Source organism: Pseudorhodobacter aquimaris, from assembly GCF_001202025.1.
In the GTDB taxonomy this organism is placed as follows: Bacteria; Pseudomonadota; Alphaproteobacteria; order Rhodobacterales; family Rhodobacteraceae; genus Pseudorhodobacter; species Pseudorhodobacter aquimaris.
The window spans coordinates 1-22873 of sequence record NZ_LGHS01000015.1; the positions used below are offsets into that span (position 1 = coordinate 1).

Annotated in this window: 25 protein-coding genes and 2 pseudogenes; 14 read left to right on the forward strand and 13 right to left on the reverse strand. The window is 59.8% G+C overall.

Annotated features, from left to right (window positions below; genetic code table 11):
• Positions 1 to 81: 81 nt before the first annotated feature.
• The 3 genes from istB to AKU94_RS02660 all read left to right on the forward strand — a co-directional run bounded on the left by istB (position 82) and on the right by AKU94_RS02660 (position 3695).
• A complete protein-coding gene (gene istB, locus AKU94_RS02650; protein ID WP_050525829.1) occupies positions 82 to 873 on the forward strand; it encodes an IS21-like element helper ATPase IstB in 792 nt (263 codons plus the stop codon).
• A gap of 738 nt (positions 874 to 1611) precedes the next feature.
• Positions 1612 to 2160 (forward strand): hypothetical protein, encoded by a 549-nt coding sequence (locus AKU94_RS02655; RefSeq protein ID WP_050525813.1) that lies wholly within the window; start codon positions 1612 to 1614, stop codon positions 2158 to 2160.
• Positions 2161 to 2666: 506 nt separating this feature from the next.
• Positions 2667 to 3695: a hypothetical protein gene (locus AKU94_RS02660; RefSeq protein ID WP_050525814.1), complete on the forward strand. Its 1029-nt coding sequence runs from the start codon at positions 2667 to 2669 to the stop codon at positions 3693 to 3695.
• Positions 3696 to 4043: 348 nt separating this feature from the next.
• Here AKU94_RS02660 and AKU94_RS20150 read toward each other — a convergent pair whose 3' ends face one another.
• From AKU94_RS20150 to AKU94_RS02690, 6 genes and pseudogenes are all read right to left on the reverse strand, one after another.
• A complete protein-coding gene (locus AKU94_RS20150) occupies positions 4044 to 4271 on the reverse strand; it encodes a hypothetical protein (protein WP_050525815.1) in 228 nt (75 codons plus the stop codon).
• Positions 4268 to 5184 (reverse strand): annotated as a pseudogene (locus tag AKU94_RS02670) (cation diffusion facilitator family transporter). Before AKU94_RS02670 ends, AKU94_RS20150 begins: the two are co-directional and overlap by 4 nt.
• Positions 5174 to 5929, reverse strand: coding sequence for a transglutaminase-like domain-containing protein (locus AKU94_RS02675; RefSeq protein WP_050525830.1), 756 nt, complete (start codon positions 5927 to 5929; stop codon positions 5174 to 5176). Before AKU94_RS02675 ends, AKU94_RS02670 begins: the two are co-directional and overlap by 11 nt.
• A gap of 95 nt (positions 5930 to 6024) precedes the next feature.
• Positions 6025 to 6621 (reverse strand): cation transporter, encoded by a 597-nt coding sequence (locus AKU94_RS02680; protein WP_050525816.1) that lies wholly within the window; start codon positions 6619 to 6621, stop codon positions 6025 to 6027.
• Positions 6622 to 6819: 198 nt separating this feature from the next.
• Positions 6820 to 7146, reverse strand: coding sequence for a YnfA family protein (locus tag AKU94_RS02685; protein ID WP_050525817.1), 327 nt, complete (start codon positions 7144 to 7146; stop codon positions 6820 to 6822).
• Between the two features lies 1 nt (position 7147).
• Positions 7148 to 7576 carry a MerR family transcriptional regulator gene (locus AKU94_RS02690; protein ID WP_050525831.1) on the reverse strand — a complete coding sequence of 143 codons (429 nt, stop codon included), beginning with the start codon at positions 7574 to 7576 and terminating at the stop codon, positions 7148 to 7150.
• 172 nt (positions 7577 to 7748) lie between these two features.
• Here AKU94_RS02690 and AKU94_RS02695 point away from each other — a divergent pair, with 172 nt between their 5' ends.
• From AKU94_RS02695 to lnt, 10 genes are read left to right on the forward strand one after another with little or no spacing between them, the layout of a single operon-like run.
• The gene (locus tag AKU94_RS02695) at positions 7749 to 8351 is read left to right on the forward strand and encodes an SCO family protein (RefSeq protein WP_232295660.1); all 603 of its coding nucleotides are present in this window, start codon (positions 7749 to 7751) and stop codon (positions 8349 to 8351) included.
• Positions 8352 to 8356: 5 nt separating this feature from the next.
• Complete coding sequence (locus tag AKU94_RS02700) at positions 8357 to 8779, forward strand: disulfide bond formation protein B (RefSeq protein ID WP_050525818.1); 423 nt, start codon at positions 8357 to 8359, stop codon at positions 8777 to 8779.
• Entirely contained in the window at positions 8776 to 9435 is a 660-nt protein-coding gene (locus AKU94_RS02705; protein ID WP_050525819.1) for a DsbA family protein, read from the forward strand. The genes AKU94_RS02700 and AKU94_RS02705 overlap by 4 nt, the downstream gene beginning before the upstream one ends.
• Positions 9436 to 9458: 23 nt before the next feature.
• Positions 9459 to 9926, forward strand: a complete 468-nt coding sequence (locus tag AKU94_RS02710; protein ID WP_009807979.1) for a copper chaperone PCu(A)C — start codon at positions 9459 to 9461, stop codon at positions 9924 to 9926.
• Positions 9926 to 10552: an SCO family protein gene (locus AKU94_RS02715; protein WP_050525820.1), complete on the forward strand. Its 627-nt coding sequence runs from the start codon at positions 9926 to 9928 to the stop codon at positions 10550 to 10552. The genes AKU94_RS02710 and AKU94_RS02715 overlap by 1 nt, the downstream gene beginning before the upstream one ends.
• The gene (locus AKU94_RS02720) at positions 10549 to 11922 is read left to right on the forward strand and encodes a M23 family metallopeptidase (RefSeq protein ID WP_050525821.1); all 1374 of its coding nucleotides are present in this window, start codon (positions 10549 to 10551) and stop codon (positions 11920 to 11922) included. Before AKU94_RS02715 ends, AKU94_RS02720 begins: the two co-directional genes overlap by 4 nt.
• A 3-nt stretch (positions 11923 to 11925) precedes the next feature.
• Entirely contained in the window at positions 11926 to 12381 is a 456-nt protein-coding gene (locus AKU94_RS02725; RefSeq protein WP_050525822.1) for a DUF411 domain-containing protein, read from the forward strand.
• Positions 12382 to 12393: 12 nt separating this feature from the next.
• Positions 12394 to 13176 carry a ZIP family metal transporter gene (locus AKU94_RS02730; RefSeq protein WP_050525823.1) on the forward strand — a complete coding sequence of 261 codons (783 nt, stop codon included), beginning with the start codon at positions 12394 to 12396 and terminating at the stop codon, positions 13174 to 13176.
• Between the two features lie 28 nt (positions 13177 to 13204).
• A complete protein-coding gene (gene lspA, locus AKU94_RS02735; protein ID WP_050525824.1) occupies positions 13205 to 13663 on the forward strand; it encodes a signal peptidase II in 459 nt (152 codons plus the stop codon).
• A gap of 50 nt (positions 13664 to 13713) precedes the next feature.
• Entirely contained in the window at positions 13714 to 15237 is a 1524-nt protein-coding gene (lnt, locus tag AKU94_RS02740; RefSeq protein ID WP_198144804.1) for an apolipoprotein N-acyltransferase, read from the forward strand.
• On the opposite strand, the gene AKU94_RS02745 is transcribed toward lnt, so the two are convergent.
• Positions 15218 to 15730, reverse strand: a complete 513-nt coding sequence (locus AKU94_RS02745) for a L,D-transpeptidase family protein (RefSeq protein ID WP_036783996.1) — start codon at positions 15728 to 15730, stop codon at positions 15218 to 15220. The genes lnt and AKU94_RS02745 overlap by 20 nt on opposite strands.
• Before the next feature lie 63 nt (positions 15731 to 15793).
• The gene (locus AKU94_RS02750) at positions 15794 to 18148 is read right to left on the reverse strand and encodes a heavy metal translocating P-type ATPase (protein WP_050525825.1); all 2355 of its coding nucleotides are present in this window, start codon (positions 18146 to 18148) and stop codon (positions 15794 to 15796) included.
• 182 nt (positions 18149 to 18330) lie between these two features.
• Between AKU94_RS02750 and AKU94_RS02755 the strand changes: the two genes are divergently transcribed.
• On the forward strand, positions 18331 to 18615 hold the full coding sequence (locus AKU94_RS02755) for a hypothetical protein (RefSeq protein ID WP_040182668.1): 285 nt from the start codon (positions 18331 to 18333) through the stop codon (positions 18613 to 18615).
• A 48-nt stretch (positions 18616 to 18663) separates the two neighbouring features.
• Here AKU94_RS02755 and AKU94_RS02760 read toward each other — a convergent pair whose 3' ends face one another.
• The 5 genes and pseudogenes from AKU94_RS02760 to AKU94_RS18900 all read right to left on the reverse strand — a co-directional run.
• On the reverse strand, positions 18664 to 19326 hold the full coding sequence (locus AKU94_RS02760) for a L,D-transpeptidase (RefSeq protein WP_050525826.1): 663 nt from the start codon (positions 19324 to 19326) through the stop codon (positions 18664 to 18666).
• A gap of 238 nt (positions 19327 to 19564) precedes the next feature.
• Positions 19565 to 20356, reverse strand: a complete 792-nt coding sequence (locus AKU94_RS02765) for a TniQ family protein (RefSeq protein ID WP_050525827.1) — start codon at positions 20354 to 20356, stop codon at positions 19565 to 19567.
• The gene (locus tag AKU94_RS02770) at positions 20353 to 21276 is read right to left on the reverse strand and encodes a TniB family NTP-binding protein (protein ID WP_232295662.1); all 924 of its coding nucleotides are present in this window, start codon (positions 21274 to 21276) and stop codon (positions 20353 to 20355) included. The genes AKU94_RS02765 and AKU94_RS02770 overlap by 4 nt, the downstream gene beginning before the upstream one ends.
• On the reverse strand, positions 21236 to 22471 hold the full coding sequence (locus tag AKU94_RS20620) for a Mu transposase C-terminal domain-containing protein (protein WP_157056371.1): 1236 nt from the start codon (positions 22469 to 22471) through the stop codon (positions 21236 to 21238). Before AKU94_RS20620 ends, AKU94_RS02770 begins: the two co-directional genes overlap by 41 nt.
• A 138-nt stretch (positions 22472 to 22609) precedes the next feature.
• Positions 22610 to 22873, reverse strand: a pseudogene (locus AKU94_RS18900) (ISKra4 family transposase); the annotation flags it as partial.

Here is a 22873-nt window from a genome sequence, read left to right on the forward strand (position 1 = left end):
CCGCAGCCCTTTCTTTGAGCAAGGAACCCGAGGCCAATGTAGCGCGGTATGATGGGCTGCGCACCACGGGAGGAACACGTCATGCGTCATGATCCCGCTGGTGCTGCCATCGTCATCATGTTGCGTAGCCTGAAAATGCCAGGCATGGCGCAGGCTGTGCAGGACCTGCATGAGCAAGGACCGCCCGCTTTCGACGCAGCGATCCCCATGTGGTCGCAGCTGCTCAAGGCCGAAATGGCTGAACGTGAGGTTCGTTCCGTCGCTTATCACATGAAGGCGGCACGCTTCCCGGCATACAAGGACCTCTCTGGCTTCGACTTTGCCGCCAGTGAAATCCGTGAAGCCTTGGTTCGCCAGTTGCTTCGCTGCGAGTTCATTGATGGGACTGAAAACGTAGTGCTGATCGGGGGCCCAGGAACCGGGAAATCGCATGTCGCTATCGCTCTTGGCATCCAAGCGATCGAACATCGCCGTAAACGCGTCCGCTTCTTCTCAACGGTTGAGTTGGTCAATGCGCTGGAGCAGGAAAAAGCCCAAGGCAAGGCCGGAAAGATCGCTGAGGCGTTGGTGAAAACCGACTTGGTGATCCTGGATGAGCTGGGATATCTGCCGTTCAGCGCTTCGGGAGGCGCGTTGTTGTTCCACCTTCTCAGTAAACTCTACGAGCGCACCAGCGTCGTCATCACCACGAACTTGAGCTTCAGCGAATGGGCCAGCGTGTTCGGCGATGCGAAAATGACCACCGCGCTACTCGACCGCCTAACCCACCGCTGCCACATCCTTGAGACAGGTAATGACAGCTATCGGTTCAAGGCCAGCTCTGAGACAGCGAAAAAGAAACGAAAGGAGACAGCAGCATTGACGCCATCATGACGCAAAGAACATAACAGCTGGGTGGGTCAAGTCTCGGTGACAATGCCGGGTCAGTTCTCAGTGACAATCAACACTATGCCCGTGTTGACGCGCGGATTGCCCGATTGTCGATCCATGCCGCGAGCACGGCAGCGCTCTTCCTCATCGAGACCTGGCAACGGAAATTTCCTGCCCGCCCGCTTCCAAAAGTCGACGATCCGGCAGGGTAACGGCCAGTTTCATCCTGTCAGCAGCGCCGGTCTTGACCGGCCATCTCTCCTTCGTCTTTGAAGGGGGCTGAAACTCCCTGCGCCCATGCCCAACCTTTAGCCCCAAGCGATGGCGGCCGAATAGGCCGCCTCCTTACCCCCCTCTTCCCGGCGCGGGGAGGGGGTTTTCGCCCCGATCACAGCGAGCACCGCGAGAACGCGCGAGAACCGTGATGACGCCGAGCACCGCTAGAACCGCCTATCACGTTGGTTTTCAGGCGATTTCTTGATAGGCTTGCGCCAACTCAAATGTCGAGCTTGCGCAAAGTCTTCCATCCGCGCCTTCCAAATTGGCTGGAGGAGCGGCTTCAGATGCCGAGGCGCGCGAACTAAGTATTTGAAAAATAACAATTTTCTAGGCATATTAGCCCTGTTGCCGATGAGAGGATGAACATCGGAGCGAGCGTCCAAACCTCGCGCCGCCGCACTCACCGCCGACAGGGCTGAAGGTCCACACTTCAGCCCGTTCCCTTTAGCACATGAGGCTCCTATGGTCAGGACACCCAAGAAGAAAATCGCCAAGAAAATTACAGACCTTCGCGCGAAGCTCTGGCCTGATCTGTCTCCGGACGATCTTTGGCACCGCAGCGTCTATGACGGCTTCACGTCCGTGCCGCGCACGATGCCGCTGATCATGAACATCATCGATTACCTGGCTCCGGGCAGCAAACGCACCTCGATGACCTATCTTGCCCTCTGGGGGCAGGCGTTCGACGAGATGTATGTAAGCTTGCAGAACGCCGACGAGCTTGCCTTCTATTCGGGCTACACCGGCCAGCGGGCGGTGCGCTCCTGGAGGGAGCGGATGAGGGAGCTTGCCAACCTTGGCTTCATCCGCATCGCGGCGGGCACCGCAGGCGAGTTCTCCCATGCCGTCATTCTCAACCCGCATTTCGCCATTCGCCGCCTTCATGCGGCCAAGACGGCGGGGCTGACCGTCCCCGCCTATAATGCACTTGTCGAGCGTGCCATCGCCATCGGTGCCGAGGACATGAATGTTCCTCTTCCCGAGGAGAAGCAGGAAGAGGCGGCGAAATAAGCCTAACGCGGCACGTCCAGAGAGGTTTGCACCCGGCGGCGGTCGATCACGCCAAGAATGAGGCGCTGATTGGCGAGCGCGATGCCGCGCTGCCAGCAGTCGAAGGGCAGCTCTTCGAGCAGGGCTTGGGTTTCATCAAACAGCGCCCAGAGGGCTTCGTCGGATAGGTCGTGCAGGGTGTCGAGGGTAATAGCTTGGGTAATGGCAGGTCTCCTTCTCCCGGGGGGGTCAATTCACGGGAAGAAGGGCAGGCCAGCCTTCATGCGGCGCTTAAGGCACCGCGCGCCACAGGCTTCGCCTGAGCAAGGCCGCAATCAGCATGGCAGGAGGCGCACCGCAAGCGCCTTACCTTCAGCGTCCGGTGATCTGCAGACGGTAGGATCAGAATTGAACACCAGGGGCAAGGGAAGAGCCCCGTCCAATGGAAGACTCCAAATTGCCCTGAAATCATGCTATATATGGGGCTAGAGCGAACGGTACGCTACAAGATGTTCTGAGGTTGCGAGATGTTTGAAGAGACACAACGATTTTTGCGGAGCATTGAAGGCGGCGGCGAAGTCTCGATCCTCATTGAGGACGACGAGGAAGGCTACCTCGACCGTGAATGCCCATCGGATGAATGCCTTTTACAGTTCAAGATGCTCAGCGAAGATTGGCATAAGGCCAAGGAAGCTGAGCGGCTTCACTGTCCCGCCTGTGGCCATACCGATCACAGCCACCGTTGGTGGACACAGCAACAGGTCGAGCACATGCGCGCGGCTGCCGTGGCGCAGCTTCAAGGGGGCGTCAATAGAGCACTGAAAACCGATGCTGCCCGGTTCAACCGGAACAGGCCGCGCGGCGGCTTCATTTCGATGACGATGAAGGTGGATTCCCGGCCGCAGCATGTCATGCTGCCCCCAGCCGCCACCGACCCGATGGCGCTGAAGATCACCTGTCCGTCCTGTGCCTGCCGCTACGCAGTGATCGGGGCTGCGTACTTCTGCCCCGCCTGCGGGCATAGCGCTGCCGAGCAGGTCTTCGAGCAGACCATTGCAGGGATCAAGGCAACCCTCCGTGCGCTCGACCAGGTGCGCGCCGCGATGCCGGATCGCGACACCGCCGAAACTACCGTGCGCGTCGTGATCGAGAACGGCTTGCAGAACGCTGTCACCGCCTTTCAGCGTGTGGTCGAAGCTCTGTTTGTGGAGCTTCCCGCGCCGCCGAAGGCAAGGCGGAACGCATTCCAGAACCTTGCAGAGGGCAGTACCCTTTGGCAGCAGGCGACGGGGCAGGGCTATGGCGCCCATCTCGACTCCCCTTCCCTCGACCAACTCGCGCGGGCGTTCCAGCAACGCCATCTGCTTGCCCACCGGCAGGGGCTTGTCGATGAGGAGTATATTGCCAAGAGCGGTGACACCCGCTATCGGCCCGGCCAGCGGGTTGTACTTCGCGCCGAACGCGTCACCGAGGCCGTCGAGCTTGTCGAGAGGCTCGTTGCGGGGCTTCGGGATGATGCAAGCAGTGCCCGTTCAGGGCAGAGGTCTTCACCATAAATGCTGGCAGGGGCGCGGCGCCACAATATGTGAAGGCTACCGGCTTCCAGTCTGCCCTTGCCGCTCCGAGAACCGTGCGCGTGCGTTCACGGATGATCAATCCGTTGCCTCTGTGATCCCTTTCCGCAAAAGCCAGGCCTTCAAAGGAGCCGCAGTACTGTGGCTCGGTGGGTTCGACGGAGGGCTCAAAGAAAAGAAATTGGGCCGGTCGGATTGGGTCCGGTTCCAACGCATGAGTTATAGAATTTCATTCTATAACTCATAATACGCAGAATTTTGCGTGGCTTGATATGCGATCAGCACTCCGCACTGCCCTTGATCGCCTGGCCCGCAGTCAGATCACGCCTGTCAGGCGGCCTCGACCATCGGTTCGTAGCGCACGTCGGGCATGGCATCATTGAGCCAGGCAGGCTGCAGGTCGCCATTGTTCCATTGGTACAAGTAGCCCACCAGCGTGTCGGTCTTCTTGCAGAGGATGCGCTTGGACGGGCGGGCGATCGACCAAAGGAGCGCACCAATCAAAACCAGACCGGACAGCAGGCCTACGACCACTAGTATGCCTTGGGCAATCGTCATGAGCGGTGTCCGAACACCTGCGCCTCCTGATGCGCATTGTCGGTCGCTTCGAATTCAAGCGTGGAATGCTCGATTGAGAAACGTTCATCCAGCACCGATTTGACGTTTTCTTTAATTTTGTCGGCCTCACCCATCCGGTCGCGTTCGACAACAATATGGCAGTCCAATGCCGCAGCGTTCTCCTGCATTTGCCACAGGTGGACATGATGCACGTCCACAACGCCATCGACACTCTGGATCGCTCTGACTACGTCATTTCCATCAATATCTGGTGGGCTCCCAAGCATCAGGGTTCGAATTGGGGCCCCTATTTCGGTGAAGGACAGATACAAGATGTAGAGCGCGATGCGATGGTGATGGCCGGATCCACCCAACGCATATCATAAAGTATAATGAGCGTCCCGCCGACTATGACAGCCACTGAAGCCAACGCGTCCGAAAGGTTGTGGAGAAACAGCGCGCGGATGTTCACGCTCCCCTTCTGCATCGAATAGGTCAGCATTGCGGTCAGCGTGTCGACCACAAGCGCAATTCCACCGAGAATGACGACGGTCCACCCCATGACTTCTGGTGGATCAATCATGCGCATGCCACCTTCGTAGATCAGGTAGAAGCCGATCACGATCAGGGTGGTGTAGTTGATCAGGGCAGCGACGATTTCGACCCGGCCATAGCCGAAAGTCATGCGCTCATCGGCCGGGCGCCGCGCGATCTTGCGCGCGGCGAAGGCAATGACAAGCGAGGCCATATCGGAAAAGTTGTGCAGCGCATCGGCGATAAGTGCTAGACTGCCCGACAATATGCCCCCGACGATTTGCGCAACAGTAAGTAGCCCATTCGCCCAGATCGCGATCGCAACCCGTCGATCCCCAGAATTCGGATCGATATTCGCGTGCCCGTGATCATGCGGCATTGGCAGGCTCCTCATGCGCGTGTGTCGCGCGTCGGTCAGTCTTCAGGCGGCCGCTGCGGAAACCACGTACGCGCGCATTCATCCAGTGGCGTATTATATGACGGTAAAGGGCACCACGCAGCCTTCCAAAGGATTGCTCATGGGACAAATAGAAGGCGTCGGGCGTATCGTACACGCCGAAATCTTGCACGATGCCGGTTTTCTGAATGTAGGTATCTTCTCCGTTCCAGGCGACGGGAGGCGCGCCAAGGCAATCCGTGCCCGCGCCATAACCGCAGAGACTGTCCGTGTCCGAGAACGATCTTTGCAGGACTTCGAAGAAAGCGTCATCCAGGATGAAGCCTTCAAGGTTGATCCAGGCCCCTTGAAATTCGATCTCTACCCACGAATGGAGAATTTCCTCTGGAGCAAGCGGATACACCAACTCTGGGACAACACCGCGCTGCAAGCCTTTGTGGATCGTAAACCCATGCAACCGGCAACGAACGCCAACACCACGCAGCAGCGCCATTAAGAGCGTGCCTTTCGTATTGCACTGCCCGTAGCCGTCGGAAAGTACCTCGGATGCGGGGATGTCGTCAGCTCGATTGTATCCGAACGAGATTTCATTTCGAACGAAATCATAGGCAGCTCCGATCCGATCGTATTCGGATAAGTCGCGCCAGCTGCGGCTCTCTATTAGATGCGCAAGAGGCGCGGTATCAAAATCCAGTAGTTTTGTGGGTGCAAGTAGGGGGTTGGTTATCTGCAACGGAGTCGCTCCTCGAATCGTCTTGGAACAGACTAGTCTCTATAGTTACTGTAGCTTCAACCCCTTCTTTTAGAAACGATCTCTCGCAACTACTTGTCCGTGTGAACTGCTTTGTGGTGTTCACCGTGTGCGTCGCGTAGGATATTGACGCCGCCCCAGGCCGCGATCCCGGCGATAATCACACCGACGACTAGGTCGGGCCAGTTCGTTCCCAGGCAGGCAACGAGGCCACCGGCGACCACGATTCCGAGGTTTGCCGCAAAGTCGTTCCAGCTGAAAGTATTGGCCGCGCGGATGTTGACGTCCGGATCTTTGAGCCGAGCGAGCAACCAGACACAAACTGAGTTGATGGCCGCCGCGCTCAGCGCCATGACGATCATAACGGTGCCAAGGGGATCCGACCCACCGACATAGCGGCGCCAAGCATCATAAAGGATCCCGATGGCGAACACGATCAGCAGGCCGCCCGAGACATTCGCCGCGCCACGTTTCCATTTCGCAGACCGCGACAATGCAAACAGACTGATTGCGTAGACCAAGCTGTCTGAAAGGTTGTCGAGCCCGTTAGCGATCAGGGCACTGGAATCCCCGAAGGTCCCAGTTGCGAAAAAGGCCGCAGCAAGACTGATGTTGAGACCGAGAACGATCCAAAGTGTGCGTCTTTCTGCTCGTTTTTCTGCCGCCATACTTCCCATTCCAATTTGTGAACTATGATCTTTCAACCTCTCTGGCAGATCAGGGTTCCGGATTGATTATTGATGGTCAGTTCCACGTACGACCGTCGGGAGCTTTCAGGCAGGCGCCCCAACCAATCCAGAGCATAGCCCTTTTTATGGGGCGATGAGATCGCGATTTGAGACGGTTTCAAGTTCAAAACATAAAGTTCAATTGGTTCGTGGCGCAGCCAGTATTATAGCTGCGCCGAGCAAGCAAACGGCTGTGCCAAGCGCATCCCACCTGTCCGGTCTGTTACCCTCTGCAAGCCACATCCACAGTACAGAAGCCGCAATGTAGACTCCGCCATAGGCGGCAAAGGCGCGGCCCGCAGCAACCGTTTCGACTTGCGCCAGAAGCCACCCGAATACCACCAAGGCTACAATACCGGGTACGAGCCAGGCCGCGGATGCGCCGAGGCGCCACCAACTCCAGATCGCGAAACACCCGGCGATCTCGGCCAAGGCCGCAAGCGGATAGGCAAGCGCGGCAGGCATCTCAGGCACCGATCTCGTCGTGTTCGGTCAAACATTCGGAATGATCCCGCAACACCTCAAGCACCTTGCAATCGGCGGTACGTCCACCGCTGCATTCGTGAACCATGCGTTTCAGTTCGGTGCGCAGCGCCTTCAGACGGGCCATGCGCTGCTCCACCTGCTTTAGCTGACGACGCGCAATCGCGTCGGCTTCTTCGCAGGGCCGATTGGGCTGGTCGCTGAGGTCGAGCAGCTCGCGGATCGCATCAAGCGAGAAGCCGAGTTGTCGCGAATGGCGGATGAAGGACAGTCGGTCGAGCTGTGCATTGTCATAGCGCCTCTGTCCGCCTTCAGTCCGGCCAGGTTCGGGCATGAGCCCGATCTGCTCGTAGTACCGAATGGTCTGCTCCTTTGTGCCGGTCTTCTTTGACAGAGTGCCGATCGTGAGCATCTTCGCCTCCATGAAAAAGTTACAGTCTTTGTAGGTTTTGCCGCCCCAATAAACAAGTGCAGGATTCACAGACGCGTGAGTTTAAGCCACAACGTGATTTCGCGCTTGAACCTCTAGTAGCTAGAGGATGTAAACGCGGCAATAATCAAGAATCAAAATCAGGCGCACAGGATTGTCCCTCACATCGGCACAGAAATTTCTTTGGGTTTTGGCAGGCGTCGCGTCGCTTGCCTTCGTATGGTTTTTGCTCTGGTCGGACTATCGCGCTGACCGCGCCCGAACCGACACCGATCCAGCGTTTGTCGCTGCATTCGAATTGACGGACCACCAAGGTGTGGTTCGAACGGAAGAAGACTTTTCGGGGCGTTGGATGTTGGTATTTTTCGGCTTCAGCAACTGCCCCGATGTCTGCCCGACGACACTGTCTGAGGTCGCGGCGGTGATGGACGGTCTGGGCGACAATGCCGCGAGGGTCCAGCCGATTTTCATAACCATCGACCCCGAACGGGACACGCCCATGGCACTCGCCGAATTCGTTCCGCTGTTCGATGCGAACATCATCGGGCTGACAGGTACGCCCGAACAGATCGCCGCTACATCCGAAACGTTTCCGATCTTCTTTGAACGCATCGAAGAGGCCACAGCGCCGGATGGCTACACAATGGGCCACACGTCGCATCTGTTTCTGTTCGACCCCGAGGCAGGCTTTGCAGACTCATGGCCCTATGGCACGTCCGCTGAAGAGATTCTCGCCGATCTGGAAGAGAGGATCTGACCGACATGAACCGCGTACCCGCAGAAACCGCCCTCGGGCTGGCATGGATCGTTGCCCTCGTCGCCTCGCTTGCTGTACTTTTCATCGGCGAAGTGATGGGGCAGACACCCTGCGTGTTGTGCTGGTTCCAGCGCGCCTTCATGTTCCCGCTCGCGATCATTCTCGGCCTCGGCCTTTGGTGGCGAGACGGCAGCGTCGGGCGCTATGGCATCGCTCTGGCGCTTGGTGGTGGCGTGGTCGCCCTGTGGCACATGGGCCTCTACGCGGGCCTGATCCCCGAACGTATCCAGCCCTGCACGGCCACCGGCCCCTCGTGCACCGATGATAACCAATTGGTCTTCGGCATCCCGATCCCGCTGATGGCGCTGGCCGCCTTCGCGCTGATCGGTTTCCTGTCGGCCCTTTCATTGAAGGAAACACAAACATGAATCGACGCGGCTTAATCCTGTCCGTTCTCGCCCTCGGCGTTGCCGGTTTCGGCGGAGCCACTTGGTACGCGACTCGCCCCGGCCCCGCGGCCGAAGCAAAAACCGTTGCGCCGGAACTCGCGGACGCGATGATCCGCTCTTACTCGCCCATCCTCGGACCTGCCGACGCGCCCGTCACGATTGTCGAATTCTTTGACCCGGCCTGCGAGGCTTGCCGCGCCTTCCATCCGATCGTGAAGGACATCATGGCACAGCATGGAGATGCCGTCCGCGTCGTTATCCGCTACACCGCGTTTCATGGCGAGGCATCCGAGGAAGCGATCCGCGTGCTCGAGGCAGCACGCATGCAAGGCGTTTACGAGCCGGTGCTCGAAGCCGTTCTGCGGGATCAGCCGAGATGGGCGTCGCACGGCGCGCCTGAGCTCGGTCTGATCCTCCAGATCGCCGCCACTGCCGGACTCGATGCAGAGGCCGCGCGCACGCAAATGCTGGCACCAGATGTCGTTGCGATCCTGAATCAGGATCGTGCGGACGTCGAAACCGTGGGAGTGCGCCAGACTCCTACTTTCTTTGTAAACGGCAAGTCGCTCGATCCATTCGGGGAGGCAGAACTGCGGCGATTAGTGGCCGCGGAAGTTGCCGCCGTGCAAAGCTGAATGGAAAAGGCAGGACCAAAACGATGAAAAAGATTATTATGACGGGCACACTGGCCGCGCTCTTGACCTTTGGAGGGCTCTCAGTGCCCGCACTGGCCGGACCCGTGGATGTCGTCGTCGAAAGCGCGTGGTCTCGCGCCTCCATAGGGATGAACCGCCCCGGGGCCGCCTACATGACGATCCGCAACACTGGCGACGAGCCGGTGACGCTGATTGGTCTTTCAACACCCCTCGCGATGATGCCCGAGATCCACGAGACGAAGACCAATGCCGAAGGTGTGAGTTCCATGAGCGCGGCAGGTGAGATCGCGATCGCCCCGGGCGAGAGCGTCGCGCTTGAGCCGGGCGGCCTCCACGCGATGTTGATGCGGCTACAACAACCCATGACGGAAGGGGAAACCTTTCCGCTGACCCTACTTTTTGTCGACGGGGGCGAGGTGACGGTCGAGGTGCCGATCCTTGGCATCGCCGCACGCGGACCGGAAGACTAATGCGACGAAGGACGATCGCAGGATACGGCGCGGCCGGTGCCGGTGCAATTGCCTTGACGCTCTTCGTCGGTTGGTGGCGGGTCGACGGACCCGGTGCGCCCGAACCTATCGGGCAGCGGCCTATGGCTCTGACCGAGATGGATTTCCGCCTGACTGACCATGAAGGCAACGAGGTCGGGCCGGAAACCCTGATCGGGCGACCGACGATGGCGTTCTTCGGTTTCACTTACTGCCCCGATGTCTGCCCGACCACGCTCTCGGACATTTCAGGTTGGCTCGACGATTTAGGAGACGAAGCCAAACAGCTGAACGTGGTTTTCATCACGGTCGATCCCGAGCGCGATACCGTCGAGGCGATGGCAGAATATGTCAGTTATTTCCACCCAGCGATCCGCGGCTGGACGGGACCGGAGGGGCAGATTGCGCGCATCGCGGACGGCTTCCGCGCTGCCTACGAGCGGGTGCCCACGGAAGGCGGCGACTACACGATGAACCACACGGCCAGCGTCTTCCTGTTCGGTGCTGCTGGACGGTTCGTCACCATGATTGACTATCATGAACCGAGGGAATTCGCGGTACCGAAGATCCGCCGCGCGTTGGAAGAAGAAACGGAGGGGGCGACATGAGGCTCAGAACTTTTGCGGCAGGTGTCGCGCTTGCGGGGACCGTTTCGGGGGCGGCTATCGCCTTCTTCGATGTTCTGTCGAAAGAATCCGTGCCGCCAGAACTTGCCCAGGCAGGTAGCTGGATGCCCCAGCGTCCTGAAGCTCCCCGGAGCCTGGACATTCCGTTGTCGCTGCCAGCTACGGCGTGGGCGGAAGATACACCCCGCCTCGGCCCCTTCCCCCTGCTGCAGGCCGCTGTTGTTGACAGGCCGATGCAGGCGATCGAACCGCCCCTGTTGACTTGGTCTCGCGACATATCTTCTGGTGAAACGCTCGACTCCTTGCTTTCCGAAGCCGGTCTTGCGGGAGCCGACCGGGCGGAAGTCGCCCTTGCGCTTGGCGCGGAATACGATCTGCGACGGTTGCGGCCGGGGAATTCGGTCACTGTTGTTTCGACTATGGATGGCAGCCCCCGCACCGTCTCGCTCGCCGTCGAGGACGGGGTGCGGATCGAGGTGCTTTTTGGCGAGCAGGTGTCCACGCAGGTCGTGGCGCCGGATCCGGAGGTCGTAACCCTTGCTGGGGAGGCCGTGATCGACACCTCGATCTTCGCGGCACTCGACAATGCCGGCATCCCCGCCCGATTTGCCGTGGACCTTGCGCAAATGCTGGGTGGAACCGTGGATTTCCGCCGTGAGATGGCTGGAGGCGAGACACTAAGGCTTCTCTGGCGCGAGACGCGCGTCGGCGATGACAAGATCGGACAGCCGGACCTCGCCTTCGCCGCACTGGAAATCGGCGATTCGCTTTACGAGATCGTTTGGCCGGACGACGGCAGCGGTCAGGCGACGATCTACGTCGATGGCGAGGTGCTTCGCGTCTTTGCACAGCCGGTCGAGGGCGCGCGCCTCAGCTCGGTGTTCGGGCGCCGCACACATCCGGTCTACGGAAACGTCCGGATGCACACCGGCGTCGATTTTGCCGCGGCAAGCGGGACGCCGGTACGGACGACGGCACCGGGCCGGGTCAGCTTCATCGGCTGGCGAGGCGGCTATGGACGCGTGGTCGAAATCTCCCACGGCTCCGAGACCATGACGCGCTACGCGCATCTCAGCGCCGTGCCGGAGGGCCTATCACAGGGCCAACGCGTGGCGGCGGGAGATGTGATCGGCCGCGTTGGCGCAACCGGCACAGCGACAGGTCCCAACCTGCACTACGAAGTCCTCGTAGATGGGCGTCCGACTGACCCTCTCTCTGACGACCGGCTCGCAGAAGCCGCAGAGAAAGAGGTGGATGATACCGCCGCGCTGTTGCGTCTGACCGAGGCGCGCGCGCTTCTGACTGAAAACCTTGACAGCGAAATTGCCCAGACGACAACCGAAAGGCTCTGACCCATGAAACGCATGACCCAAGCTCTGACCATCGCGCTCGCCCTGTTCCCGGCGGCCCAGGCCCTCGCAGAGGCAACAGCGATAGACGTCCGCAAGACCAACGGATGCGGCTGCTGCCTGTCCTGGATGAACCATCTCGAGAAAAACGGATTCGCGCCGACGGGCGAGAACATGTTTGGCGGGTCGCTGGTTCGTTTCAAGCTCGACAACGGCGTGCCGCAGCGCATGGTCTCCTGCCATACCGCGCTCATAGAGGGCTACGTGATTGAAGGCCATGTCCCGGCCGCTGATATCCGCCGCCTTCTTGAGGAACGCCCGGACGCCGTCGGCCTCGCCGTTCCGGGAATGCCCTATGGCTCGCCCGGCATGGGGCCGGAAGAAAACCGTGAAGCTTATGATGTCTTCCTCATCCGCGAGGACGGGTCGACCGAAGTCTTTTCAAGCTACGCCGAAGGATAATCTGGCCCGCTTATGGAAAACCTGTCTCCGATAATGCTCGGCTTTCTCGGAAGCCTTGCCGCCGGATCGCTCACGGCAGTCGGAGCAATTCCCGTGCTGTTCGGGCGCATCCCGTCGCGGGCGACGCGCGATCTGTCGCTCGGCTTCGCTGCCGGCGTCATGCTCTCAGCCTCGTTCTTTTCTCTGATCATCCCGGCATTGGATGCGGCGGAGCCGATGTTCGAAAACGGCGCGATGCCTGCGGCCATCGTTTGCGTCTCGATCCTTTTGGGCATGGGGGCCGTTGCATTGATGAATGAAAGGCTGCCGCACGAGCATTTCAGAACGGGACGCGAAGGGCCCGAAGCGGCGTCCTTACGGCGGGTCTGGCTGTTCATCATCGCGATCACGATCCACAACTTCCCCGAAGGCCTCGCGGTCGGAGTTGGCTTCGGTTCCGGAGGTATGGAGGGCGGTCTGCCACTCGCTATCGGCATCGGGCTTCAGAATGCGCCTGAAGGGCTGGCCGTCGCGGTATCCCTGTTGGGCGAAGGATATCCGAAGCTGCGCGCATGGAGCATCGCCGCGCTAACGGGCATGGTCGAGCCGATTGGCGGTTTGCTCGGGGCGGGCATCATCACACTGTCGGAACCGCTGCTGCCATGGGGCTTGGCCTTTGCCGCAGGCGCCATGCTCTATGTCATCAGCCACGAAATCATCCCCGAAACCCATCGCAGCGGCCATCAGAACAAGGCAACGCTCGGCTTGGCCGTCGGGCTCGTTTTGATGCTTTTTCTCGATGTTTGGTTGGGGTGACGCAATGCCAGTGCATAAACTATCTCCGGTGATCGGCATTTTTGCTGCGCTTGCCGCTTTCGTAATCGATCAGATCACAAAAGCCATTGTTGTGGCGAATGCGGCCTCTTTAAGCACCGGAATCTCCGTGTTTCCGGGTTTTAACCTCGTCTTTTATCGCAATGATGGCGTCACTTTCGGACTACTTGGCGGCGCACCATGGTGGAGCCTCATAGCTCTCGCTCTTGCCATCTGCGGCTGGCTGGGGGTTATGCTGTTTCGCGCCGGAAATGTGGTCGAAACGCTTGCCTATGGCGCGATTATTGGTGGGGCCTTGGGCAATGTCTTTGATCGTGTGCGGTATCGGGCTGTAACGGACTTCCTGGATTTCTACATCAACTCAACGCATTGGCCTGCCTTCAACATGGCCGATGTGTTTGTCGTCAGTGGCGTGGGGCTCTTGCTCGCCGCACCCTGGATCAGTGCGCGGCGTCCGATCAAGTCGTGAAGCCGGTAATTCTGAACTGCTTCGCTCTGCGCAAACGTCTGCTCTCGCGGATGACGCTTGGTTTCGCCGCCGGGGCGCTGACCGTTCTAACCTTCCCGCCTTTCTCGATTCTCCTGCTTGTTCCCGTTGCCTATTCTGCGTTGTTTGTCGGTCTTCGCGACCTCTCCTTCGGGCGTGCTTTTCTCGTCGGCTGGGCGTTTGGTCTCGGCCAGTTCGGTTTCGGGATTTCGTGGATCGCGGAAAGTTTCTACGTCGAGGCCGAGCGTTTCGGAGCGCTGGCGATCCCGGCCGTCGCGGGATTGTCCGCAGGTCTCGCGATTTTCCCGGCCATTGCCGCCGTGCTCTTCGTCGAAATCGCGCGGCGCAGAGCCATGGGCAGTCTCCTGGCCTGCCTCCTGTTCGCGACCTCATGGACCGCGGCCGAGTGGTTGCGCGGTCACGTTCTGACAGGTTTTCCGTGGAACCTCGCCGGCTACGCTCTTGTTGATTACGCCGCCCTTCGCCAGCCCGCCGCCTGGGTGGGAAGTTATGGGCTAAGCTTTCTCACCGTGTTCGTAGCGGCACTCCCCGGCGCGGCTCTCATGGCGGTCGGGCGACAACGATTGATCATCTCGCTCATGCCGCTGGCCGGCATCGTAACGATGTGGGCCATCGGCACGCTTCGCCTCCAGTCGGATGCACCACAGCCACCGGATGTCGACCTGCGCATCGTTCAGGGCAACGTACCCCAAGAGGAGAAATGGGCGCCCGAGAACCGCGAGGCGACCTTCGCGCGCTATATCGAGCTTTCAACCCAGCCCGGCGATTTCGACGTTCTTCTCTGGCCGGAAACTGCCTTTCCCGGTTTCCTCGATGAGGATGCCCAGGCGCGATCCCGTATCGCGGCTGCGCTTCCGGACGGCAGCGTGCTGCTCACCGGAGTGCCGGACCGTGTACCGAGTGAGGATGGCACCCGATATTTCAACACCGTCCAGGCTTTTGACGATAACAGTGAGATCCTGACCGGATACGCGAAACACCATCTCGTGCCCTTTGGCGAATACACTCCATTCCGCGGCTGGTTGCCGATCGAGCGGCTGACAGCGGGGCTGGGCGATTTTACGCCTGGACCGGGCCTGCGAACGCTTGCGCTTCCGGGTGTGCCGCTGGTCGCCGTGGCGATCTGCTATGAGATCATCTTCCCAGGCCATGTGGTCGACGACCTGTTCCGACCCGACTGGATTTTTAACGCGACAAACGATGCCTGGTTTGGAACCAGCATCGGACCCGAGCAGCATCTGGCTTCCGCACGTATGCGCGCCGTAGAGGAAGGCCTTCCTGTCATCCGAGCCGCGAATACGGGCATCTCTGCCGTCATCGACGCGAACGGAGAGATCGTTGCGCGGCTCGATACCGGGGAAAGGGGCATAGTCGACGCTGATCTTCCCTCTGCGCGGCCGCCTACGCCATATGCGCTTTTTGGGGACTGGATGTTGCTGGCGCTCATCTTGGCTTCGTGGAGCTGGGCTCTGGCGGCCAATGCGACGGCTAACTACCGCCGCATGAGAAAGACCGTCATGCATAGATGTGGATAGGCGTTCCGTCCTTCACCATTGCATAGATGTCCTCGATCTGCCGATCTGTGACCGCGATGCAGCCAGCTGTCCAGTCGCGGATGTCCGTCGGGTCGATGCCGGGGCGTGGACCACCATGGATGAAGATGTCGCCGCCGGGGGAAAGGCCCTGCGCTTCGGCAAAGGCGATGTCGGCCTCATTCGGATAAGAGATGCCAACTGAAAGATGATACGTACTTTCAGGGTTGCGCTTATCGACTATGTAGGTGCCCTCCGGGGTCCGACCGTCTCCCTCGAATTGCTTGTGACCCTGAGGAGCGAAGCCCAGCCCGATCGGATAGGTTTGCAGCACGCGATCGGATCCGTCGAGAACAAGCAAACGCTGTCCCTTGTAGAGCCGAAGTCGCGTCACTTCGGGTCCGTCATAGCTGCGGAACTTGCCGGCACAGCCCGACAAAAAGGCCGCTAAGCCACCCAACAGGACGGCGCGGCGGGGAAATCGGATGGTTTTCACTGCTCGATGCCTCTTTCGTGAGGTCTGATATGGAAATAATGTTACCTTGCAAATGCCGCGTGATCAATGTCCGTGGGCAAGCGCGGCCTTTGCGATCTGTGGCCCAACCTGCTCGCCACCGGACGGCGGTGCCTTGGCCTCTTGGCTGTTGAGCAGGCGCAGGGCGTTCGCCACCACCAGCAATGATACACCCACGTCGGCTGCAATAGCGCCCCACATCGATGCCATTCCGAACGCGGTAGCGACAACGAAAACTCCCTTGGTCGCCAAGGAAATACCGATGTTCTGATGGATAATCGACATTGTCCGGCGCGAATGACCGATCAGCCAAGGCACCTTGCCGAGGTCGTCGGTCATAAGGGCGATATCCGCCGTCTCGATTGCCGCGTCAGAACCGACCGCACCCATCGCGATGGCATAATGCGCGCGCGCCATTGCGGGTGCATCGTTCACCCCGTCGCCGATCATGGCAACCATGTCATGAGTTTTGACCAGTTCTTCGATGGCTGTCACCTTGTCTTCGGGCAGAAGCTCAGCACGCACCTCGTCGATACCGACCTCGGCGGCGACGGCGCGCGCTGTTCGCTCGTTGTCACCGGTCAGCATGACGATGGTCTTCACGCCCTGCGCGTGAAGTTGCGCCACGATTCCCTTGGCATCAGGGCGGATGCGATCGCGCAGTTCAAGAATGCCCGTCACACCGGACTCATCGCCGACAGCGACAAGGGTGCTGCCGGCGCCTTCGATCCGCTCCCGCAGATCCTTCGGAATGGCGTCGCCGAAACCCTTCTCCTCGGCAAACCGGTCTGACCCCAGCCAGATGGACCGTCCGTCGGTGCGTCCTTCAAGTCCCCTGCCGGGAATGGTGCGGGTATCCTCTGCGGCGGACACCTTGACGCCGTCGGCCTCCGCCCGCGCGAGAATGGCACGCGCCAAAGGGTGCGACGAACGTGCCTCCAGCCCTGCGGCGAGGGTCATCAGATCTTGCGCTGAAGCCCCGCCCAGCGGGTGCACCGCCGCCACTTCCGGCTGGCCCATGGTGATCGTGCCGGTCTTGTCCATGGCCAGCGCCGTGGTTCTGCCCGGCGCCTCTACATAGGCACCGCCCTTGATGAGGACGCCCGCCCGCGCCGACGCGGTGAGCGCTGCGACGATGGAGACAGGGGTCGAGATGACCAGAGCGCATGGGCAAGCGATCACCAGCAGCACGAGGGCATTGTAGAACCAGTAATCCCAGGCTCCGCCGAAGATAAGCGGCGGCAGTAGCGCAATTGCGACGGCGAGAGCCATGACGATAGGCGTGTAGATGCGGGCGAACTTTGCCACCCACTGTTCCACCGGCGCGCGGCGGGCATGGGCGTCGCCGACCATGCGGATGATCTTGGCCAAGACGGTATCCGAGGCGACCTTCGTGGCGCGCACCGTTAGTGTACCTTCGCCGTTGATCGTGCCCGCATAGACCTCGTCTCCGGCCTCTTTGGGTATCAAAGCACTTTCGCCGGTGATCGGCGCCTGGTCGACCGCGCCCGCGCCACCCGTCACCTCGCCGTCGAGCGGGATACGGTCGCCACCGCGTACAATAAAGCTTGAGCCTACGGCGACTTGCGCCGCCGGCATGTCGGTCTCGCTTCCGTCATCGTGGATCACGCGCGCCGTAGGTGGCGCAAGATCCAGGAGCGCCGACACCGCGTTCCGCGCGCGCCCAACGCTCCAGCTTTCGAGAAAGAGGGACAGCGAAAAGAAAAAAGCCACTGTCGCTGCCTCGAAGAATTCACCGAGCCCGATGGCTCCCGCGACTGCGACAACCATCAGCAGGTTCATGTCGGGCGACAGCCGACGTGCGGACGACCATGCCTTCGGTGCCACAAGCCAAACGCCGAATAGGATAGCAACTGCAAAAAGCCCGGCCTCGGCCAGCGGCATCGGCGCTTCGCCGTGCCCCGCGAAGAGGCCGAGCGCCCCGCCCATACCGGTCTCGACGATGTGCCAGAGAAAACCCGCCGCCCAGAAGCCGCCGCTGAGAGCCGTAAACAGCCGCTGTCGTGCAAGATGGGCCGCTTGGTCGACCGACGCGTTCTCGGCATTCCACGGCCTCGCGGTCATGCCGGTGCTCGCGACAAGTTCCGCAACTTCGTCGTCCGATACACTCTTTGCGCTGTCGAGAATGGTCATCCTCCCGTTGATCACATCGAACGCAAGATGCTCGGCCCCACCGATCTGCGGGCCGATTACCTTATTCAAGATCGCGACCTCCTCGGCGCAATCGAGGCCGGACACCTGAAAACTGCGCCCGCCGGTTGGGGCGGGCGTCGTCGGTGCGATGTCGCCGCACGTTCCGGCGCTACCACAGCAACTGCCGCCGCTTGCCTGGGCATCTTCGGCGTGATCGTGATCGTGGCGGTGGGTGTCGGACGGCATGAACGGACCTCTGGATTCGGGTGTTTTGTCATGACATAGCCCCTACAGTAGCTAGAGCTTCAAGAGAAAAGTACGGTGGTATTTCCGTTTGTTTTCTTGCTAGACGGTCCGACGACAGCCTCAATCACGGCGTGAGGCATAAAAAGCCGATACGAAGAAAAACAGAAAAGAAAGGAAACTCGATGCAGGTTTTGATGCTGAAGCAAAAAATGATGGTTGCGGTGGCGCTTTTGCTCACGACAGGATGCGCCATCCAGCCGACAGGGCCGAACGACACGGCAGACCAGACGGGCAACGTTCCCGAAGCCGTGGTTGCGATGGCTGCTCCGGATCAGGATGTTGCAACCGCGCGCCTCGTGCCGGAAGACGGCTGCTATTGGTACGAACACAGCGGGCCGGTCGAAACGACCCTGCTGCCGTTGCGCACGGCGAACGGTAATCCGATCTGCGTGGCACGCGAAGCTTGAGGACGCGCCACACGTTGCATCAACGCGCCTCAGACCGACGCACCACACTCAACTTCGCGCGGTGACACTGTCCTCCGCTGAGTACAAATGTGCCGTCGATTCGATCTCAACGTTGGGATAAAGTTCGTTAATGTGAGCCATGACCATCCGCACGCAACCCGAACTGGCTCGACCGCCGATACTTCTCGGATAGGGCGTGCCGTGTATTCGAAGATAAGTGTCGCGGTCTCCGACGTACAGATAGATGGCTCGTGATCCCAAAGCGTTTTCGGGGCCGGGTTCCATCCCGTCGGCCCATCGTGCGTTTTCCGGATCCCGCTCGATCATGTTCTGGGTCGGTGTCCAATGCGGCCACCTCACCTTGCGCTTGATCGTGTAGACCCCAGGCTCGTATAGGTTGCCCCGGGCAATGGCCACACCGTAGCGCATTGCGGTCCCGCTCTCCTCGATATGATAGAGATACCGCGCGACCGCATCGACATGGATGTCTCCTGGCACGAGTCCGGGTTTCGCGACCACGCGCTGGGGCAAAAAGCGCGGGTGTAGGCCCCAAGGGTTTGACGCGGCCGGATCGATTCCGGGCGGCGTGACTTGCGCGTCCCATTCAGCCTTCTGTGCCTCGGTGGGCCAGGTATCGGCCAACAGGGGGCTGGAAACAGACGCGGAGAATAGCGCTGTTGTTGTTTGAATGAAGTGTCGTCTTGTCAGCATGTCGTACCCTTTCGGTTCCCACCAGCAATCTATGGCGGGAACATAACTGTTCACGTTGACTAGATAAGACTTCTAGTGGCTAGAGGTTCAAGGGCATATTTTCGTGAACACACACGATCCTTGTGATCCGCAATTTACCATCCGCTACTACGAAAAGTTCCGCGCGCCGCCCAGCCTGACCCGGTGTCGCGTTGCCCTTAAATCTGAGACACGACGCGTTCGGGGATATTTTTTGCCCTTAATTATGAGATTCCACTGCCATCGCGCCTATGCTTTTCGCGCGCTGCCGGGCGATGTAATCGACCGCGGCAAGCAGACGTGGCTCCTTATCGAAGGCGCGCAATAGAGCAACCCTTGCATAGTCGTCGATGCCGGAGCTTGAGATGGCCGCTTTGACCAGTGGACGGGATTGGGCTGCATCAATTGCAGCAAGGCAAAACAGCCTTACTTCCAGCCTGTGGCCCTGAAGAGCGTGTAACGGATCTCCGCGGAAGGCCTTTAATGATATGGCAAAGGTGACCGCGCGCATTGCGCGCCGAAGTTGCTTGGAGCTGCGTAATCGCGCGGCGTATTCAAGCCGCGCGGCGCCGTTGCGCGCACGATTTATCAGCTTTTCGGGCATCTGTTCGCCACTGGCCTTGCCGAGCGTCGGCACAAGTCTCGTCCCACAAACCTGGCAGTCGAATGCCCAAGCTCGCCTCCAATGCTTGAGCGAAAGGCCCTCTCTGGAGCATTGCAGGCAATGCTGGAATGGTATCTGGGCCGTCAGCGAGGCTTCTCGTGTCGCCATTGCTGGGAAGGTCAAAGATCGCACAACATCTGGGTCAATCCGTGCGGCGTTGGCAATCTTCGCCGCCGCTGCCGCGTCGATGTTGAAGTCCAAGGACGTGCCATGAGTTGTATCGATTTCGATATGGGCCAGCAGTTCCGCAACATCACAGTAGTTGGCCGCCGCCAGCCGAGACAACCAACCTGACAACAACTCGTCTGGCAGCGGCGCGACAGTCTTGGGCAGCGGGTGCGGCTTCACACCCCGGACTTCTCGAGCCGCCGATGGGGGTTCGCATGGCGCGACCAAACCGGCGTCCATTTTACGATTGCGTCATCGGTGATGCATTCATCACCTGTTACAATGGCGTCGATGGAAAGATCCTTGATCAGGGCGAAAATGCGCGAGGTCACCCCACCGGTCAGTGCAAGTATCTGCTTGAGTGACTTGACCTTCAGGTTGGACTTCTTTTCCAGTGGCATGGCAGCAATAAGGGTCTGGATCATGTCCGAGAACTCGGCATCGTCGCGCCAGTTTGGCAAGTGATGTTCGTCCAGCCGTCGGGCAAGCTGGATATCACCACGGATGGCGTCGACGGCCTCGCTGACCCCAAGACAGACCAGTGACACCTCGAGCTCATTGCTGAGATAACGAAGAACATTGAGAAAGCGTCGCTGTTCGCGGTGGGTCCCGGCCAAGAGGTTGTGGACCTCGTCGATCATGATCATCCGCAGGCCAAGGTCGCGCAAAAGCGCAATAACACGGACTTCGAGGGAGGCCACATTTTGAGCGCGCGCGCCCAGTGCCGTGGCCGGTGCCCCGACGGACGCCAGGATGTGCAGATAGAACCGCCGTTCGTCGGGAGCTGGCGGTGCTTGTAACAGCAAGAGCGGCGTTCGCGTAATTCCCGATGCTGGGTCATATTCCGGTGCATATCTGCGCGACAGGTTGCGGGCGATCATCGTCTTGCCGATCCCAGACACGCCATGCACAAGAAGGCCAGGCATACGGGTTTGCCTTGGCGCTTCGATCATACCCTGCAAACGGTCCAGAACTTGTTCGGCCCGCGGAAAGCCAATCCAGATATCCGATTGAATGAGGGCGATCCGACCGTCTTCCTCTGTTGTCCCTGCCCTCAATTCACCATCTCTCCACTTTGAACAATGGGCGCGATGTATCACCCGTGTCGATCGGGCGCAGCCTTTCGGTTTTCGAGACAGCCGAGTTGGTGCCCTCCAATGTCCCTTTTCTTTCACGGGATCGGCGTTCGGCCTTCGTTAGGCCCCGGCTTTCAAACTCGATCTGGCGTTGCTGTCGGATCAGCTCAGCCAGGACCAGCTCATTGGACCCGGATTTGCCAAGGGCACGGGCCTTCCTCATGGCTTCGCGATATTCCCAGAGCGGCACGGGCGGAATTTCCAAGTTTCTATAACGCGCCTCAACATATCGGCCATCGTCCAATTCGACCCAGATCATTGAGAGGTCGCGAGGGTCGTAGCGAACGACCACCTTCCCATCCCCGCGCCCAATGTGGCCTGCAAGCGCATCCGACCAGTACCGTATCTGGAACAGATGGATGCCGTCACGCCTGACCTTGCGCAGTTCGCTCGGCAAGAAGCTCACCCGAAAGGCTTCCATCTCGAAGGACCCGGATTTGCCAAGGGCACGGGCCTTCCTCATGGCTTCGCGATATTCCCAGAGCGGCACGGGCGGAATTTCCAAGTTTCTATAACGCGCCTCAACATATCGGCCATCGTCCAATTCGACCCAGATCATTGAGAGGTCGCGAGGGTCGTAGCGAACGACCACCTTCCCATCCCCGCGCCCAATGTGGCCTGCAAGCGCATCCGACCAGTACCGTATCTGGAACAGATGGATGCCGTCACGCCTGACCTTGCGCAGTTCGCTCGGCAAGAAGCTCACCCGAAAGGCTTCCATCTCGAAGGGGATGTCGCCCATCATTTCCTCTGAGAGCACCTCCCATTTGGCGACGGGCGTACAGCCAAGACTTGAATGAATGCTGTTGTTGTAGCGGCAGATTTCCAGGGCAAACCAGCGATCAAATTCGCCTAAAGTCATCGCGGCCATGCCTTCGGCATCGTAGTCGCCCTTGGCCACGACCGAGGATTGCGTTGTTCCAGGCAACAGGTGCACGGCCCCCATCATCGTGCCGATCAATCGTTCGATGTGCCCTCCGAAATGAGGACTGCCTGGCGGCCGATAGACCAGATCGATCCCCCATTCCGCACATGCCGACCGAAAGGCATGCGACCGGAAATCGCGCCCGTTATCGACGTGGATGCTATGTGGTTTACCCTGCGCGGGCCAAGGAACATTGCACACCAATTCCGCCAGAAGTTCCGCCTTGGGGGCCACAGCCTGTGTCAGGCAAAGCGCCACCGACAGACGCGAAGGAGCCTCGAGAGAGGTGTAATATCCGGTCACCATCCGCGTTGCGACGTCGATCGCCAGCGTGACCCAAGGCCGCCCAAGGGAGTGGACAAAACATGGGGGTCATGCGGCGCGTTTTCTGTTTGCGACGGTCAGCCGACCATCGAGAACTGCGGCCCTTGTGACGGCTACTCGGTGAGCCCCTTTGGGCGACCACCGCATCCTTCTGCGCTTTCCCATGCGGGCATTGGCAATGTCATCGACTGATCCTTCGGCACGAGATGACGAGATGGGCAGCCCGTTACGGTACCGTCGGCCATAGTCGACAAGGGATTCCATGTTGTTCGCGAGATAGGTGTACAGTGTCCCGCATCGGGCCTGCACACG

Excerpts from the sequence above, each read along its gene's own strand:
- AKU94_RS02685 (WP_050525817.1), bottom strand. The coding sequence starts at position 7,146 with ATGCCTGCCGCGCTTGCCTATCCGCTTGCGGCCTTGGCCGAGATCGCC.
- AKU94_RS02755 (WP_040182668.1), top strand. The coding sequence starts at position 18,331 with ATGCAGGTTTTGATGCTGAAGCAAAAAATGATGGTTGCGGTGGCGCTT.
- AKU94_RS02690 (WP_050525831.1), bottom strand. The coding sequence starts at position 7,576 with ATGCTCACGATCGGCACTCTGTCAAAGAAGACCGGCACAAAGGAGCAG.
- AKU94_RS02730 (WP_050525823.1), top strand. The coding sequence starts at position 12,394 with ATGGAAAACCTGTCTCCGATAATGCTCGGCTTTCTCGGAAGCCTTGCC.
- AKU94_RS02715 (WP_050525820.1), top strand. The coding sequence starts at position 9,926 with ATGCGACGAAGGACGATCGCAGGATACGGCGCGGCCGGTGCCGGTGCA.
- AKU94_RS02700 (WP_050525818.1), top strand. The coding sequence starts at position 8,357 with ATGAACCGCGTACCCGCAGAAACCGCCCTCGGGCTGGCATGGATCGTT.
- AKU94_RS02680 (WP_050525816.1), bottom strand. The coding sequence starts at position 6,621 with ATGGCGGCAGAAAAACGAGCAGAAAGACGCACACTTTGGATCGTTCTC.
- AKU94_RS02660 (WP_050525814.1), top strand. The coding sequence starts at position 2,667 with ATGTTTGAAGAGACACAACGATTTTTGCGGAGCATTGAAGGCGGCGGC.
- AKU94_RS02720 (WP_050525821.1), top strand. The coding sequence starts at position 10,549 with ATGAGGCTCAGAACTTTTGCGGCAGGTGTCGCGCTTGCGGGGACCGTT.
- AKU94_RS02710 (WP_009807979.1), top strand. The coding sequence starts at position 9,459 with ATGAAAAAGATTATTATGACGGGCACACTGGCCGCGCTCTTGACCTTT.
- AKU94_RS02750 (WP_050525825.1), bottom strand. The coding sequence starts at position 18,148 with ATGCCGTCCGACACCCACCGCCACGATCACGATCACGCCGAAGATGCC.
- AKU94_RS02655 (WP_050525813.1), top strand. The coding sequence starts at position 1,612 with ATGGTCAGGACACCCAAGAAGAAAATCGCCAAGAAAATTACAGACCTT.
- AKU94_RS02705 (WP_050525819.1), top strand. The coding sequence starts at position 8,776 with ATGAATCGACGCGGCTTAATCCTGTCCGTTCTCGCCCTCGGCGTTGCC.
- lnt (WP_198144804.1), top strand. The coding sequence starts at position 13,714 with ATGACGCTTGGTTTCGCCGCCGGGGCGCTGACCGTTCTAACCTTCCCG.
- AKU94_RS02725 (WP_050525822.1), top strand. The coding sequence starts at position 11,926 with ATGAAACGCATGACCCAAGCTCTGACCATCGCGCTCGCCCTGTTCCCG.
- istB (WP_050525829.1), top strand. The coding sequence starts at position 82 with ATGCGTCATGATCCCGCTGGTGCTGCCATCGTCATCATGTTGCGTAGC.
- AKU94_RS20150 (WP_050525815.1), bottom strand. The coding sequence starts at position 4,271 with ATGACGATTGCCCAAGGCATACTAGTGGTCGTAGGCCTGCTGTCCGGT.
- AKU94_RS02760 (WP_050525826.1), bottom strand. The coding sequence starts at position 19,326 with ATGCTGACAAGACGACACTTCATTCAAACAACAACAGCGCTATTCTCC.